Source organism: Sinorhizobium sp. BJ1 (assembly GCF_002531555.1).
In the GTDB taxonomy this organism is placed as follows: Bacteria; Pseudomonadota; Alphaproteobacteria; order Rhizobiales; family Rhizobiaceae; genus Sinorhizobium; species Sinorhizobium fredii_B.
Window position 1 is genome coordinate 419,604 of sequence record NZ_NWTH01000005.1, and the last position, 15,250, is coordinate 434,853.

Annotated in this window: 13 protein-coding genes; 6 read left to right on the forward strand and 7 right to left on the reverse strand. The window is 63.0% G+C overall.

The genetic code is table 11. The features are described from left to right. The first annotated feature begins 18 nt into the window (after positions 1-18). Positions 19-1,272: a tyrosine--tRNA ligase gene (gene tyrS / locus CO676_RS10450; RefSeq protein ID WP_097520744.1), complete on the forward strand. Its 1,254-nt coding sequence runs from the start codon at positions 19-21 to the stop codon at positions 1,270-1,272. A 46-nt stretch (positions 1,273-1,318) separates the two neighbouring features. Here the strand turns inward: tyrS and CO676_RS10455 are convergent, their stop codons facing one another. Then, positions 1,319-4,705 carry a DUF3971 domain-containing protein gene (locus CO676_RS10455; RefSeq protein ID WP_097520746.1) on the reverse strand — a complete coding sequence of 1,129 codons (3,387 nt, stop codon included), beginning with the start codon at positions 4,703-4,705 and terminating at the stop codon, positions 1,319-1,321. A gap of 414 nt (positions 4,706-5,119) precedes the next feature. Here CO676_RS10455 and CO676_RS10460 point away from each other — a divergent pair, with 414 nt between their 5' ends. The 5 genes from CO676_RS10460 to CO676_RS10480 all read left to right on the forward strand — a co-directional run bounded on the left by CO676_RS10460 (position 5,120) and on the right by CO676_RS10480 (position 9,983). Further along, on the forward strand, positions 5,120-5,596 hold the full coding sequence (locus CO676_RS10460; RefSeq protein WP_097520748.1) for a peroxiredoxin: 477 nt from the start codon (positions 5,120-5,122) through the stop codon (positions 5,594-5,596). A gap of 7 nt (positions 5,597-5,603) precedes the next feature. Continuing rightward, the gene (locus CO676_RS10465) at positions 5,604-6,431 is read left to right on the forward strand and encodes a ferritin-like domain-containing protein (RefSeq protein WP_097520750.1); all 828 of its coding nucleotides are present in this window, start codon (positions 5,604-5,606) and stop codon (positions 6,429-6,431) included. 91 nt (positions 6,432-6,522) lie between these two features. Continuing rightward, positions 6,523-7,860: a M23 family metallopeptidase gene (locus CO676_RS10470; RefSeq protein WP_097520753.1), complete on the forward strand. Its 1,338-nt coding sequence runs from the start codon at positions 6,523-6,525 to the stop codon at positions 7,858-7,860. Between the two features lie 199 nt (positions 7,861-8,059). After that, on the forward strand, positions 8,060-9,565 hold the full coding sequence (locus CO676_RS10475) for a DEAD/DEAH box helicase (RefSeq protein WP_097520755.1): 1,506 nt from the start codon (positions 8,060-8,062) through the stop codon (positions 9,563-9,565). A 10-nt stretch (positions 9,566-9,575) separates the two neighbouring features. After that, positions 9,576-9,983 carry an NUDIX domain-containing protein gene (locus CO676_RS10480; protein WP_097520757.1) on the forward strand — a complete coding sequence of 136 codons (408 nt, stop codon included), beginning with the start codon at positions 9,576-9,578 and terminating at the stop codon, positions 9,981-9,983. A gap of 8 nt (positions 9,984-9,991) precedes the next feature. Here CO676_RS10480 and CO676_RS10485 read toward each other — a convergent pair whose 3' ends face one another. The 6 genes from CO676_RS10485 to CO676_RS10510 form a co-directional block, all read right to left on the reverse strand. Beyond that, on the reverse strand, positions 9,992-10,309 hold the full coding sequence (locus CO676_RS10485) for a TfoX/Sxy family protein (protein WP_097520759.1): 318 nt from the start codon (positions 10,307-10,309) through the stop codon (positions 9,992-9,994). Positions 10,310-10,312: 3 nt separating this feature from the next. Continuing rightward, entirely contained in the window at positions 10,313-11,929 is a 1,617-nt protein-coding gene (locus CO676_RS10490) for a molybdopterin-binding/glycosyltransferase family 2 protein (RefSeq protein WP_097520762.1), read from the reverse strand. Beyond that, positions 11,926-12,630, reverse strand: a complete 705-nt coding sequence (locus CO676_RS10495) for an XdhC family protein (protein WP_014764468.1) — start codon at positions 12,628-12,630, stop codon at positions 11,926-11,928. The genes CO676_RS10490 and CO676_RS10495 overlap by 4 nt, the downstream gene beginning before the upstream one ends. A 4-nt stretch (positions 12,631-12,634) precedes the next feature. Beyond that, positions 12,635-12,967, reverse strand: a complete 333-nt coding sequence (locus tag CO676_RS10500; protein ID WP_097520764.1) for an XdhC family protein — start codon at positions 12,965-12,967, stop codon at positions 12,635-12,637. Positions 12,968-13,066: 99 nt separating this feature from the next. Further along, positions 13,067-14,311, reverse strand: a complete 1,245-nt coding sequence (locus CO676_RS10505) for a VWA domain-containing protein (RefSeq protein ID WP_097520766.1) — start codon at positions 14,309-14,311, stop codon at positions 13,067-13,069. 4 nt (positions 14,312-14,315) lie between these two features. Further along, complete coding sequence (locus CO676_RS10510) at positions 14,316-15,245, reverse strand: MoxR family ATPase (RefSeq protein WP_097520767.1); 930 nt, start codon at positions 15,243-15,245, stop codon at positions 14,316-14,318. Positions 15,246-15,250 lie beyond the last annotated feature (5 nt).

A 15,250-nucleotide genomic window follows, 5' to 3' on the forward strand; every position in this document is an offset into this window, starting at 1 on the left:
AGCCGAAAGAGACAGCTTATGTCCGAGTTCAAGTCCGATTTCCTCCACACTCTCAAAGAACGCGGTTTCATCCATACCACATCGGATGATACCGGCCTCGATGAGCTGTTCCGCAAGGAAACCGTGACTGCCTATATCGGATTCGACCCGACGGCGCCGAGCCTGCATGCGGGCGGACTTATCCAGATCATGATGCTGCACTGGCTTCAGGCGACGGGCCACCGGCCCATCTCGCTGATGGGCGGAGGAACCGGCATGGTTGGCGATCCGTCCTTCAAGGATGAGGCACGGCAGTTGATGACGTCGGAAACGATCGCCGCCAACATCGCGAGCATCAAGACGGTTTTCTCGAATTATCTACGCTATGGCGAAGGCCCTACCGATGCATTGATGATCAACAACGCCGATTGGTTGCTGGGCATCAACTACCTCGAGTTCCTGCGCGATGTCGGCCGCCACTTCTCCGTCAACCGCATGCTTTCCTTCGACAGCGTCAAGACGCGCCTCGACCGCGAGCAATCGCTGTCGTTCCTCGAGTTCAACTACATGATCCTACAGGCCTACGACTTCGTGGAGCTTTACAAGCGCACCGGATGCCGCCTGCAGATGGGCGGCTCGGATCAGTGGGGAAACATCGTCAACGGCATCGATCTCGGCCACCGCATGGGAACGCCGCAACTCTATGCGCTGACGTCACCGCTGCTGACGACGGCTTCCGGCGCCAAGATGGGCAAGTCGGTAAACGGCGCCATCTGGCTCAACCCGGACATGCTGGGGTCCTATGATTTCTGGCAGTACTGGCGCAACACCGAGGATGCCGACGTCACGCGCTTCCTGAAGCTCTATACGACGTTGCCGATGGCGGAAATCGAGCGACTGTCCAACCTCGGCGGCTCCGAGATCAACGAGGTGAAAAAGATCCTGGCGACCGAAATCACTGCGATGCTGCACGGTCGGGCAGCAGCCGAGCAGGCGGCAGAAACGGCACGCAAGACCTTTGAAGAAGGTGCGCTTGCAGAAAACCTGCCGTCGATCGACGTTTCCGCCCACGAGCTCGAATTGGGCCTGGGCCTACTGACACTGCTGGTCCGTGCCGGCCTCGCCGGATCGAACGGCGAGGCTCGCCGCCACGTTCAGGGCGGCGGCGTTCGCATCAATGACGAGCAGATCAATGATGAGCGCCGTGTCGTCGGAAGCGGCGACGTCACCGCCGATGGCGTCTTCAAGCTGTCGCTCGGCAAGAAGAAGCACATACTGGTGCGGCCGGTCTGACCGGCCATGAAGTGACGATCCAGGGGCCGGCCGCTACGCCGGCCCTTCATTGAAACTCGAAAATGTTGCGGAAAACGCCCGGGGCGATGAGCGATAGCGGGTTGATCGTCAGATGCGGCTGGTTGAATGGTCCGGTCAGCTTGAAGGTAATGCCGAGCAGGCCACGATCGCGACCGTTACCGAGCAGGACGCCGATCAGCGGCAGCTCGCCGAACAAGCGGTTGATGCCATAGGCTGGCATGAAGGTACCGGTCATGTCCATGCGACCGTTCCTGTCTCGGACAGTGCCCTGGAAGGTGGCGCCGACGTCGAGGCCGCGCAACACGCCGCTGTCGACCCGGATGACGCCACGATCCAATAGAAGCTGGGCGAAGCCCCGCTCGAAACGGGCCGTGCTCACGTCGATATCCCTCCGCACCGCCTGATTGAGGCTGCGGCCGTCCTGACCGGCCGGCGTCGAAACCATCGACTGCAACTTCTGCTCGCCGATAAGGGAAAATTTGCGCAGATCTACTGTACCACGCCAGGATCTGGCGCCGCGATCTCGGAGCCGCAGGTTCAAGAGACCGCCGCGCATGTTGCGATAGATGTCGGTAAAGCGGGCCAGAGCGCCTGCGTCACTCGTGGTCAGTTCCAGCGTGTTGTCCGGCCCCGTCTTCACCATCCTGGCGACCACCGCCTGCCCGCTTGTGGTTACCGCCGACAGGTCGATATCGTCGATCTCTTGCCCGCGGCTCGAGTGAGCAAAGCTCACATTGGAAAGGACCTCGCCGTTGAAGCCGACGACACGGTCGAGCCGGGCGCTGATCTTCACATTGCCGTCGGCACCGGAGCCGGACTCGCCCTTCGCTCGCGCCAGCGGCAGCCTGATATCTGCCGACGCGCCGGTGAGTGTCACCACATGACCGCCCCTTGCTCGCTCGACTGTCACGGCAAAATCGTCGCCGTTGGTCAGGCGCACGTCGTACAATCGGGCCGATGCGAGGCCGCTGTCGTCGACGCGGAGATCTCCGGCTGCACCGAATCCATCGCCCTGGATGCGGAAATCAGCTATCTCCGTCAGAGTCTCGCTTTCCTTCACAGTGAATTCGGCATTGGCGGCAATGCCGGCACCCTTGTTCCAGCCGATCCACGGCAGCGACAGGGCCGCTTTTCCGAGATCCGCCTTGACGGACTGACTGCCGTTATCCGAAAGCGCCACCTCCACGCCGACTGGCCCGCTGACGATGCCGGACAAGGCAGGGGCGATCTTGCGGCGCGCCGCATCGTCGAGAGTTCCGGAGATCGCGCGCGTCCGCTTGACATTCGCCTTCGGATCCACCGGCTCGGTCAGGGCGATGCGCATTTCTGCACCGTCGATCAGAGCATCGGCGTCGAGAACCGCTCGGGTGTTGTCGATCCGCATCGCTCCCGACAGATCGGCGATCTCGCGGCCGGAAACCGGCCGGTTTATCGACACCTTCTGTAACTGCATTTCCGCTTGCCATAAGGGCGGCGGCGGATTCTGATTTGAGATCAGGCCGAAGCGGGCACCGACCAATGCGCTCATCGGGCCGGTAAAATCCTCGGGCACGAAGGGGGTCTTCTGCAGGGCCCGGATCGGCTTGTAACTGACAAGCTCGGCAATGGAGTCGGCCTCGCCGCCGACCTCGATCTTCATCTCCGCCATCAGCGGCTTGCTGTAGACATCCGGAATGACGAAGTCGCCGCCGTTCAGAGCCACGGAGCGTCCGGACGGGAAAAACGCCGCGCCGCGCCGAACGTCGACCGTCATGCGTTCACCACTCAGTTTGAAATGCCCGGCGGTATCGCGCAGCGGCGGAATTTCGCCGGCGATGTTGACGCGCGTGTTATCTATAGAGAAGTTGATATTGAGCTCGTCCTCGTTGAGCTTCAGTTCGCCATCACTGTTCGCAATTCGTCCCTCCGGGATCGACACCTCTATGCGCGCATCCGTCACCGTACCGCCGAAGAGATTGCCGATCGCCCATCGTCGGGCGCCCTTGGCTACCCACCAGGGCCACAATTGCTTGATCGCCGTTGGCTGCATGTGGTCGCTCACCGCAGCGAAATCGATCTGAGGCGACGTCTTGCCGAAGGCGACCGCGAGCGAGCCCGCCATGGATCCGAGCGGGCTCGATATGGCCAGCTGGTCGAAGATCAGCCGGTGGCTACCAGTTTCGAATCGGCCATTCGCCTTCGCGTCGAAGGATAGCGGACGCTCCTGCATGTCTTCCGGCTCGGAGCTCGCGTCTTTCAGCAGCAGATCGACGGCAAAGCCCGTCTGGCTTCCATCGGAGACTTTGTCTAGGTCAATCAAGGCACCGGTGAAGGGAAAGACCGAGCGTCCGATCTTGACCGCTGACGGCAATATCTCGACCGAAGCGCGTTCGAAATCGTAGGAAGCGTTCAGTTCCGACGGCTTGAGCGCGGAGACGAGTCCTCCGGCGTGAAATGATCCCTGAGAAGTCCTGATGCCGACCTCCAAGGCCGGCTTCGCGCTGTCCGCGGCGCGCGTCGCCCTGAGGCTGACCTCGGCGGCAGCGTCGATCCCGAAGGCATCCTCGCTGCCGGATTTGTCGTGGTACAGAAAAGGCGAGAGCGGCAGGGATCTAAAGACCGCCTCGATGCCGGCGATGTGTTCGTCCTGGCCGAAGGCCCTCGCCTCGAGCTGTGCTTCCTTGCCGTCGATGGCAATGGAGCCGTCGACGCGGATGGCGCCATCGGCGTCGCGGCTGAATGCAAGCATCCTTACATCGACCGGAACGATCCGCCCGCGGGACCCGGTCACAGACAGCGTCAGATCCGAAAGCTGAACGGTCCGTGTCGCACTCCGCGCCGTCAGCCGCGACATCGCATCGATATGCGCGAACAGCTTTTCGAGCGCCGTGCCGGTGTCCGCGATACGAATCGCCGTCAGGTCTATGGGCTCGCCACGCGGCAACAACCCTGTATCGAGCTCCCCTCCTTCCGCCTCCAGCCGCGACACGGCTATGCGGCCGGTCATCAGGGCCAAAGGATCAAGTGCGATCGAGACGGCCGCCAGCTTGGCGACCGGCCGGCCGGAGGCGCGGTCGTTCAGTGTCACCCCGCGCGCCTTGAGCGCAAGCGCGCCCTGGCCAGTGACACGGATAACTGTGCTTTCGACGTCGGCATTGTAGTTGGCGCCAAGGGCAGTGTTGAGCGCAGTGCGCGCACGAGCGTTCAAGGGACCGTCGACGAGTCCGCTTTCGATAACCGCGACCAACGACGCGATGACGACGAAGGCCACAAGCGAAAAGCAGAGCAGAATCTTGCCGAAACGACGCAGCATGCCATCGGACAGGGGCGCGTGCACAATGACCGGGTCACGGGCCTGGGCCGAGGGCAGCGCGTCCAGCGCGACGATGTCTTCCTTGCGAAAGCAAACCCTTTCGCCGCGGATATCACTCATCGGCGCGGGATTCCTCCACCTGCTTGCTGCATTGCATTCTTCCTGTCCGGATCGCCATCATGCGCGCCGGATCGTTGTATCCTGTAGATCATAAGTCGCCGAACCAAGTCACCACGCTTCGCTGCGGTTGCTGTGGAAAGCGCGCGACAGCCTACCGCAGGTTTCCCAGGTCGAAGCCGAACAAGGATAAAACATGCAGCAATTCAAAGCGCTACAGCGATCCGTGTGCGTCTGAAGGGACGCGGCGCTGGAGTGCCCTTTGTCCCGCGACGTGGCATTCTTTACGGCTCGTAGCCATAAAAGCCGTCGGGCGGCTGTCAATGCAGTCGCAAACCTGCTGGACGGACCGCGACGATCTTGGGTATCCCCTATTTGCGAAATGTCGATAAAACTTGGCGTAAGAAAGGCTTAATCATGGCACCTTTGCGGCCCGGCGATCCCGCCCCGGAATTCGAACTTGCTCGCGACGGCGGCGGCTCGATTTCATTGTCTGCTCTTCGCGGCAAGCCGGTTGTGTTGTTCTTCTATCCCAAGGACGACACCAAGACCTGCACCGTGGAAGCGATTTCCTTCTCCGGCCTCTCGGAAGCGTTCGCGTCGGCCGGTGTGGCGCTGATCGGAATCTCGCCCGATTCGGTCAAAAGCCACGACCGATTTGCCAAGAAGCACGACCTCGCCGTCGCGCTTGCGGCGGACGAGGAGAAAACTGTCGTCAACGCCTATGGCGTCTGGGCGGAAAAGAGCCTGTACGGCCGCAAATATATGGGGGTCGAACGGACGACTTTTCTGATCGACGCGGCGGGCATCATCAATCACGTCTGGGAAAAGGTCCGGGTGGCCGGGCACGCCGAGGAAGTTCTCGCCGCGGCGAAAATTCTGCGTACCGGCTGAGCGATCGATGGCCGTGCTCCCGCAATTCCACAGTCTGCGCGGCGCTGCCGTCGAAGCGCTCCGCGCAAGTGACCTGACCGTCAAAACCGAGCTCGCGCAGGAGGCCGCACGGCGCTGGCAAGCGCGGACGCTCTCCTTGCGATCGCCGCTCGATCGTCCCGTTCCGGCACGGCCCGGCAGGCCGGAAAAGCCCATCCTGACGCCGCCGACTCAGGTCAAGCGGCGTTCCCTCGGCTCGCCGAAGGGCCGAATCGCACTGCTCCATGCGATTGCGCATATCGAATTGAATGCCGTCGATCTCGCGCTCGACATCGTCGCTCGCTTCGCCAAGGAGTCCGTCCCGCAATCCTTCTTCGATGGATGGATGCAGGTTGCCTTCGAGGAGGCCAAGCATTTTCGGCTGGTGCGGCAAAGGCTTAACGATCTAGGCGCCGACTATGGCGACCTGCCGGCCCACGATGGTCTGTGGCAGGCGGCCCACGACACGCGCAACGATCTGACCGCGCGGCTGGCCGTGGTGCCGCTCATCCTGGAGGCGCGCGGCCTGGACGTCACACCGGCACTGCAGGCGAAGATGAGAGAGACTGGCGATCATGAAAGTGCGGCCGTTCTCGATGTCATCTATGAAGACGAGAAAGGCCACGTTGCCGTCGGCGCGAAATGGTTCCGCTTCCTGTGCGCCCGGCAGAAGAAGAACCCGGCCGCAACCTTCCAGGCACTGGTGCGGGCGAACTTTCGCGGGCCGCTGAAGGCGCCTTTCAACGACGTCGCGCGGGCCGAGGCCGGTTTGACACCGTCCTTCTACCGATCAATGACGGCCTCCACCAACATCTAACGGGCCGCACCACACGCTTTGTTAACCCTAATAAAGTGTAATTACCCTCGGGGCAAACGCGAGTTGGGTCGCATCTGGCGGGGGTGATGGGGTGTCTGTTCGTCCGGAAAACCGGGGCTTCGTCAAGCGCCGGCAAAGTCACGTCCTGATCCTCGCAAGCGGAGACAGGGTGCGTCACATGACTGTCCGTCCGTGGATGGCAGCCGTCACCACCTCGCTCATCGGCGTCTTCGGCATCGGCTATCTCGCCGCAACCACCTATCTCGTGCTTCGCGATGACCTGATCGGCGGCACGATCGCCCGCCAGGCGCGCATGCAGCATGAATACGAGGACCGAATCACGGCACTCCGCGCTCAGGTCGATCGAGTGACAAGCCGACAACTGCTGGACCAACAGATCGTCGAGGAAAAAGTCGACAAGCTCCTGCAGCAGCAATTGGAGCTTTCCTCACGCAGCGGCAGGCTCGGCACGCTGGCCGGGAATGCCGAGCCGCTCGCGAGTGACGGACAACCGGCCGCGCTGTCGGACGCCGAACCCCTCGCCTACGGGAAACGCGGCGATGCCCAGGGCGGCATCCAGGCGATCGAGGAGATCATGGGCATCGCGGGAGAGAACGCCGGCGCGCCGGCTCATGCATCTGCGCTTGGCTACGTGCGGCAAGCGCGGTCGAGCGGTCCAAGCGAGACCATTTCAGATCGTACGGATCGCCTCTTTTCAAAAGTCACGCTCTCGCTGAAAGATATTGAACGTGACCAGGTGGCGCATGTTCGGCAGTTGACGAGCAGTGCGCAGAGGACCTCCGAAGCGATCCGGACGATCGTCGAGCGCACAGGGTATGCCCTTCCGGGTCCGAAGACCGCAGACGCTTCCGCCACTCCCGTTTCGACCGACGGATCGGCGATCGGTGGACCTTTCATCGAGCCGCAGAGCCAGGACGACTTCGAACATTCACTCGCCACACTGGACAGCGCGCTTGTCGACTTGGAAGAGACCCGCGACGCTGCACGAAAGCTCCCGCTCGAAAGTCCCGCGCCGACAAGCGACGTAACGAGCAGTTTCGGAAATCGGCTGGATCCCTTCTTGGGACGGTTGGCGCTCCACGCCGGCATCGACTTCCGCGCCGCGACCGGCACACGCATTCGCTCGACCGCAGAGGGAACGGTAACGGCGGCGGGGCCGGCGGGCGGATACGGCAACATGATCGAGATCGACCACGGAAACGGTGTCTCGACACGCTATGCGCATCTGGCCGTGATCCTCGTGAATGTCGGTGATCGCATCGATGCCGACCAGGTGATCGCCCAGTCAGGCAGCACGGGCCGCTCGACGGGTCCGCATCTGCATTATGAAGTTCGCCTGAACGGTCAGGCGGCGGATCCGATGCGCTTCCTGCGCGCCGGTACAAAGCTTGCCGGCTATCTGAATTGACGCGTCAAAGTCGTCCGCAGCCCACGCCGGCAATTTGACAAGAAAAGCAATAGATTCGCATCTATTTACCGTCCGAAGCGTCAAGGTGCTGGATTTCTTGACTTTCGGCGCCTTTCGTCCTAAGAGCGCCGCCATAGGATGGTGTATTTCCATCGATCGACCAGAGTTCTATTGAACCGGAACGGAAACAGATTCCCCTTTGACCAATTTTGCTGACCTTGGCCTGAGCCAAAAAGTTCTCTCCGCAGTTACTGACGCGGGCTACACAACGCCGACACCGATCCAAGTGGGCGCCATTCCGCCGGCCCTTCAGCGTCGCGACATCCTTGGCATCGCGCAGACCGGCACGGGCAAGACGGCGTCCTTCGTGCTGCCGATGTTGACGCTCCTGGAAAAGGGCCGCGCGCGTGCACGTATGCCGCGCACCTTGATCCTGGAGCCCACCCGCGAGCTTGCGGCGCAGGTTACAGAGAACTTCGACAAGTACGGCAAGAATCACAAGCTCAATATTGCGCTCTTGATCGGCGGCGTCTCCTTCGACGAGCAGGACCGCAAGCTCGAGCGCGGCGCCGACGTTCTGATCTGCACGCCCGGCCGCCTGCTCGATCATTTCGAGCGCGGCAAGCTCCTGATGTCCGGCGTGGAGATCCTCGTCATCGACGAAGCCGACCGTATGCTCGACATGGGCTTCATCCCGGATATCGAGCGGATCGCGAAGCTTATTCCCTTCACCCGCCAGACGCTGTTCTTCTCAGCAACCATGCCGCCGGAAATTCAGAAGCTCGCCGACCGGTTCCTGCAGAACCCTGAGCGGGTGGAAGTCGCCCGCCCCGCCTCGGCGGCAATCACCGTGACGCAGCGCTTCGTCGCCGCGCACGGAAAGGATTACGAAAAGCGCGCCGTGCTGCGGGATCTCATCCGCGCTCAGGGCGAACTCAAGAACGCGATCATCTTCTGCAACCGCAAGAAGGACGTCGCCGAGCTCTTCCGCTCGCTCGACCGCCATGGCTTCTCGGTTGGTGCCCTGCACGGCGACATGGACCAGCGCTCTCGCACGGCGATGCTGGCCAGCTTCAAGGACGGCAATATCCAGTTGCTCGTTGCTTCGGACGTCGCGGCGCGCGGGCTCGACATTCCGGACGTCAGCCACGTCTTCAATTTCGATGTGCCGATCCACGCGGAAGACTATGTGCACCGCATCGGCCGTACCGGCCGGGCCGGACGCTCCGGCGCTTCCTTCACGATCGTGACGAAGCGCGACACGAAGTTCTCCGACGCCATCGAGAAGCTGATCGGCCAGAAGGTCGAGTGGCTGAGCGGCGACCTTTCGCAACTGCCCGAGCCGATGGAAAGCCATGACGGCCGGCGCGAGCGCGGCCGCGACGGCCGCAGGGATCGCAAAAAAGATGTGGAACGCTCCGGTCGGGCACGCGGCGATCATAAAACCGATACTGCCCGTGTCGATAACGTGACCGAATTCGAACCAGTCGCAGAAAGGGCGGAAGCCGTGAAACCGGAACGTAGCGCCGACAACAAGCAGGTCCATGCAAGCCGCAATGAGCGTCCCGGCCGGGCGCAGAACGCCGCCAATGACGACAATCGCGACCGTCGCAACCGCAATCGCCGCGATTATGACGATGGCCCGACGCCGGTCGGCTTCGGCGACGAGATCCCGGCCTTCATGCTGATCATCGGCAAGGCTTGATAGCCGGCCCATGGCTTTCCCCGGCATCGACTTTCCGGGCCTGGGCTGCGGCCTTGCGATCCTGCGGGACGGCAAGATCCTTCTCTGCCGACGCCTGAAGGCACCGGAGGCCGGCCACTGGAGCATCGTCGGCGGCAAGGTCGACCACATGGAGCGCGCGGAGGATGCCGCGCGACGGGAAGCAGAAGAGGAAAGCGGCCTCTCGGTCCGTTCGACGCGCTTTCTTTGCATCAGCGAGCAGATGATCGAAGCCGATCGCCAGCACTGGATCTCGCTGATCTATGCGACCGATGATTTTTCAGGCGAAGCGCGCCTCACCGAACCGGACAAGCTTTCCGATATAGGCTGGTTCGACCTTTCCGCCCTGCCCCAGCCATTGTCCCGCTTCGCCGCCGATGCGGTGCGCGCGCTCGGTTAGCAGTGCCGCTACTTCTTCGCCCTGCGCGCGGCCGCGTAGGCTAGCTTCACCCAGCGGGCCATTTCCTCCGGCTCGTCATAGGCCGCCTCAGGTATACTCCAATAGGGCATTTTCACCGGCTTGCCCTTGCCGTCGTAAGCCCATTGCCGGCCGCCGGCCCCCTCGAATTCCGGAGCCGTTTCGGCGTCGCCTTTCAAAAGGATCTCCCCGTCAACCTCGACCGCGAGAATGACGCCGTCGCAATAAATGCCCTTGCCGCCGAACATGCGGCGAATGCTGATCGGCCCCAGTGTCTCGAACATTTCCTCGATCGCAGCATTGTCCATCGCTCAATCCTTCAATATGCCGCCGGCGGCCAGGACTGCCTCGGGTGTATCGACGTCGAGGCGCGCGGCGGCTCCGAGTTCGACATCGATCACCGGAAGACCGCTGCGCTCGACAATATGTCTCGCCCCCACGTCGCCCAAGAGCTGCCGGACCGCTGCAAAGGTGGACCGCGGCAGGATGACCGGGTTTCCGCGCTGGCCCTCCGTGACCGCCCGCACGACGGCGCGGCCATTTTCAGCATCGAAAGCCGCTAACATCTTCGACAGATGCCCGGACGTGACACCCGGCATGTCCGCCAGCATCACCAGCATGCCGCCCGCCTCTTCTTCCATAGCGGTCAGCCCTGCGACGAGCGACGACGCCATGCCGCTCTCATAATCGGCATTCGAAACAAACGTCACCGGCAGGCCGCCTAATGCGGCCCGGATCTCATCCTCGCGATATCCGGTAACCACGACGACCTTGCCTTGGCCGGCGGCAAGGGCCGTCTCGACGGAACGGCGAACCAGCGGGACGCCATCGAACTCGGCAAGAAGCTTGTGTTTTCCAGCCGGTCCCATCCGGCTTGCCCGGCCGGCCGCGAGCACAACGATCGCGACCGGGCCGGGCTGCGGCCCGACTGCCACTTCCCGCGGCTGCGGCCGCGACGGGATTTCCTTGAGCAGACCGCCGACGCCAAGGCCGGTAATGTCGGCTGGACTTGGCCACTCGCCGGCAAGCAGCCGGTCGAGGATCCAGTCGAAGCCATTTTCCCTTGGGCTGCGGGCACATCCGGGCGCGCCGACGACGGGGATGTCCCCCAAGCGGCCAAGGACGAGCAGGTTGCCGGGGTCAACCGGCATGCCGACATGCTCGACGGTCCCACCGGCGCGTCGGATGGCGGCCGGCACGACGTCGTCAGGGTCAGCGACGGCGGAGGCCCCGAAAACGATCAGCAGCTCATGCGAAGCCCTCAGTTCGGCAATCGCCCCGGCGACGGCGGTCTCGCTGTGAGCGACGCGACGCTCCGTATCAAGGCGGCTGCCGGATCGCGCCAGCCGCGCCGCCAGCACCGCATGCGTCTTGTTCATCACCTGGGGCTTCAGCGACGGCAACTCGGTTGCAATCAAGGCGGCGCGCCGCGGCGCGAAGGGCTTCACTTCGAAGGCGGGTTTGGCGCGGAGTGCTGCCGCCGCTTGCTCAACGAATTTTTCTGGTACTGCCAAAGGGATGATCTTGATCGTCGCAACCATGTCGCCGGCCTCGACGGCGACATGGTCTGCAAGGCAGGCGAGCGTAATCGCCGGATCGATGCGGTTCACCCTGTCGATGATCGAGCGGTCAGCGACGAAGAGACCCGTCGCCGTGGCGTAGACATTGACCCGGCCGGTAGCGGCTAGCGAGAGGCGGAGATGATCCGGGGCAATGGCGGCCGCGACCCGAGCCGCGGCTTCGTCCTCCGGCAGATCCTTCGGGTCGAGCCGGGCGACAATGACCTCCCGGATATCGGCCTCGGCAAGCATCGCGAGGTCATCCGCGCTCAGGCGATGGCCTTTTGCCAGCTTGCGTTCCGCAGACTTCACCGAATGCGCCAGAATCGCACCTTCCGCTTCGGCGAGCGGCACAGGACCGAACCTCATGCTACACGCTCCTGTTCCCCGCGATCGCGGTGACGGAACGCGCCGATGATTTCGGCCAAGACGGCAACGGCGATCTCTGCCGGGCTCGCAGCGCCGATATTGAGCCCGATCGGCGCCCTGATGCGGCCGATCGCCTCTTCCGGCACGCCTGCGGCCCGCAGTCTCTCTACGCGAGCCGCATGCGTCTTGCGGCTGCCAAGCGCGCCGACATAAAAGCAGCCCGCGTCCAGGGCGGCCCGGATCGGATAGTCGTCAATCTTCGGGTCGTGGGTGACCGCAGCCAAGGCCGTGTAGCGGTCGAGCGGCCGCGTGGGCAAAACATCTTCGGCCCAATCCGCAAGGAGCTCGATGCCTTGAAAGCGCTCCACCGTCGCGAAGGCGGTGCGCGGGTCTATGATGGTTAGATCGAACCCTGCGATCGGCGCGAGTCGCGCAAGCGCCTGTGAGATATGAACGGCGCCGACGACGACAATGCGCGGCGGCGGCAGATAGACGTTGAGGAACAGCGATCGCTCGTTGACAGTCGCAAGAGCGGGTCGAGCCGAGCGCAGCGTTTCAGAGATTGCGGCATCCCATTCTGCCGGGAAGGGTTCTCCTTCGATGAATGCCTCCGCGCGGCCACTCGAAAGATCGTTGACGACCACGGCTGCCCGCCGCGCCGTGCGCGCCTCATTCAGCTTCTCAAGGGTAGACAGTTGCATGATCTTAGCCGTCAATTCGCTCGAGATAGACACGGATTCGCCCGCCGCAGGAAAGGCCGACACGCCATGCTGTTTCGTCAGCGACCCCGAATTCGAGGATCCTGGGGACACCCGACACGATTACATCGGCCGCTTCGCCGACGACGGCACCTTCGACGCAGCCCCCCGAAACAGATCCTTCGAAGTTCCCTTCGCCGTCAATCACCAGATGGCTGCCGACCGGGCGTGGCGCCGAACCCCAGGTCTCTATGACCGTTGCCAGTGCCACGGCGCGGCCTTGCCCATGCCATGCCTCCGCAATCTCCAGCGGATCGCGGATGTTCGCTTCGTTCGTCATATTGGGGCACTCCCGCTCGTCCTTCTTAGATCATGACGATCAAGGCGTGATTCAACCCACATCGTCGTGCTGCTTCAAGTGGCGTGCGCCGGCGCGCGCTCACGCCAAAAGAAAGCGTCTTGGGTCCGCATCGCGGCTCTTTTCGCCCGACAGGGACTTCACCAGTTCGGCGACGGATTTCAGATTGTGCACAGTGCGAAATTCATCGACATGCGGCAGCATCGCCCTGACACCGCGCGCCCGTGCCTCGAAGCCCTCGAAGCGGAGCAACGGATTGAGCCAGATCAACCGGCGGCAGGAGCGATGCAGGCGGTCCATCTCGACCTCGAGCTGCGCCGTGTCGTCGCGCTCGAGGCCATCGGTGATCAACAGGACAATGGCTCCCTGCCCAAGGACGCGCCGAGACCATCGACGATTGAACTCGTGCAGCGTTTCGCCGATGCGCGTGCCGCCCGACCAGTCCCTGACCGCCGCCACGCATTCGTCGAGTGCCTCGTCGGGATCGCGGTTGCGCATTTGGCGGGTGACATTCGTCAGCCTCGTGCCGAAGAGAAAGGTCTGCACGCGGTGCCGCTGCTCTGTCAGGGCATGCAGAAAATGCAGGAACACCCGCGTGTACTGTGTCATCGAACCTGAAATATCCGCAAGAACGACGAGCGGCGGGTGCCTGAGGCGAGATTCCCGGAAACGTGGCATGATGAACTCGCCACCGTACCGCATGGCATCGCGCATGGTGGCCCGCGGGTCGATCCGGGCCGGCCGACGGGAAGAACGGAAGCGCCGCGTCTTCACCCGATCGAACGGCAAGAGCAGCGATGACATCGCCCTTCGTGCCTCAGCGATCTCTGCTGCAGTCATCTGCGCAAAATCCGCCTTGCGAAAGATCTCCCGACCCGACGCGGTATAGCGCGCGTCGATTTCGATCTCCTGTTCCTCACGGGGCGGCCGGGCGTCGTCCCGTCCGCTGAGGAGCGCTTCGCTGAGGCGTGCCTCGCCGGCGCGCCGCCGTCGATCTTCTCTCCCACCTGCCGGAGCGACGGGCGACAACAGCGCGATCATCTTCCGGACGAGATCGCGCTTGCGCCAGAACAGCCGGAACGCTTCATCAAAGAGCGGCTGGTCCTCATGCCTCTTCACCAGCGTGCATTGAAGCGCGGCGTAGAACTGGCGGCGCGATCCGATGCCGATTGCGCCGACCGCCTCGATGGCATCCGCAATCGCGGTTGGACCGATCCTCATGCCGGCTCGTCGCAGCGCCCGGGCGAAGAAGACGATGTTGTCGGCAAACTGCCCGCTCTCCTCCGGGCGCCGGTCGTCTCTCGCGGCATCAGGCTCGCCGGTCATGGTGTCAGCCCTGTGCCGTGAGTTCGCGCTTGACCTCTTCAAGCAACCTACGCCCCTCCGCGCCGTCTATCCGGGCAATGTCATCCTGATATTTGAGGAGGGTGCCGAGCGTACCGGCCAGCCTCTCCGGATCGAGCGCCAGCGTATCGAGCTCGGTCAGCGCCGTCGCCCAATCGATCGTCTCCGCGACGCCCGGGTTCTTGAAGAGATCGACCGTCCGGAGTCTCTGGACATAGGCGACGATCTCCCGGGAAAGGGCCGCGTTGCAGCCCGGCACCTTGCGCCGGATAATCTCTAGCTCCTGCGCCGCATTGGGGTAGTCGACCCAATGATAGAGGCAGCGGCGCTTCAAGGCGTCGTGAATTTCGCGCGTACGGTTGGTGGTGATGATGACGATCGGCGGCTCGTCCGCCCGGATCGTTCCAAGCTCGGGAATTGTCACCTGGAAGTCGGAAAGCACCTCCAGCAGAAAGGCCTCGAAAGCCTCGTCGGTACGGTCGAGCTCGTCGATGAGAAACACCGGCGCACGGCCGACACTCGCCGAAATCGCCTGAAGCACGGGGCGGCGGATGAGGAACCGTTCCGAGAAGATGTCGCTTTCCACCCTTTGCCGGTCGACCATGCCGGCGGCCTCCGCGAGGCGGATTTCCAGCATTTGCGCCGGGTAGTTCCATTCATAGACGGCGGATGCGACGTCGAGCCCCTCGTAGCACTGCAGCCGGATCAGCGGTCGATCGAGCGAACGGGCGAGCACCTTGGCGATCTCGGTCTTGCCGACACCCGCCTCTCCTTCGAGGAACAGTGGGCGCTTCATTCTGAGTGCAAGAAAGAGAACCGTCGCGAGGGCAGTCCCGGCGAGGTAGTTCTCAGCCTCCAGCAGCGCCATCGTCTCGTCGATGGACTGGGGCATCCTGCCTGTCTCAAGTGTCGCCATGTTCC

Excerpts from the sequence above, each read along its gene's own strand:
- tyrS (WP_097520744.1), top strand. The coding sequence starts at position 19 with ATGTCCGAGTTCAAGTCCGATTTCCTCCACACTCTCAAAGAACGCGGT.
- CO676_RS10455 (WP_097520746.1), bottom strand. The coding sequence starts at position 4,705 with ATGAGTGATATCCGCGGCGAAAGGGTTTGCTTTCGCAAGGAAGACATC.
- CO676_RS10460 (WP_097520748.1), top strand. The coding sequence starts at position 5,120 with ATGGCACCTTTGCGGCCCGGCGATCCCGCCCCGGAATTCGAACTTGCT.
- CO676_RS10465 (WP_097520750.1), top strand. The coding sequence starts at position 5,604 with ATGGCCGTGCTCCCGCAATTCCACAGTCTGCGCGGCGCTGCCGTCGAA.
- CO676_RS10480 (WP_097520757.1), top strand. The coding sequence starts at position 9,576 with ATGGCTTTCCCCGGCATCGACTTTCCGGGCCTGGGCTGCGGCCTTGCG.
- CO676_RS10485 (WP_097520759.1), bottom strand. The coding sequence starts at position 10,309 with ATGGACAATGCTGCGATCGAGGAAATGTTCGAGACACTGGGGCCGATC.
- CO676_RS10490 (WP_097520762.1), bottom strand. The coding sequence starts at position 11,929 with ATGAGGTTCGGTCCTGTGCCGCTCGCCGAAGCGGAAGGTGCGATTCTG.
- CO676_RS10495 (WP_014764468.1), bottom strand. The coding sequence starts at position 12,630 with ATGCAACTGTCTACCCTTGAGAAGCTGAATGAGGCGCGCACGGCGCGG.
- CO676_RS10500 (WP_097520764.1), bottom strand. The coding sequence starts at position 12,967 with ATGACGAACGAAGCGAACATCCGCGATCCGCTGGAGATTGCGGAGGCA.
- CO676_RS10505 (WP_097520766.1), bottom strand. The coding sequence starts at position 14,311 with ATGACCGGCGAGCCTGATGCCGCGAGAGACGACCGGCGCCCGGAGGAG.
- CO676_RS10510 (WP_097520767.1), bottom strand. The coding sequence starts at position 15,245 with ATGGCGACACTTGAGACAGGCAGGATGCCCCAGTCCATCGACGAGACG.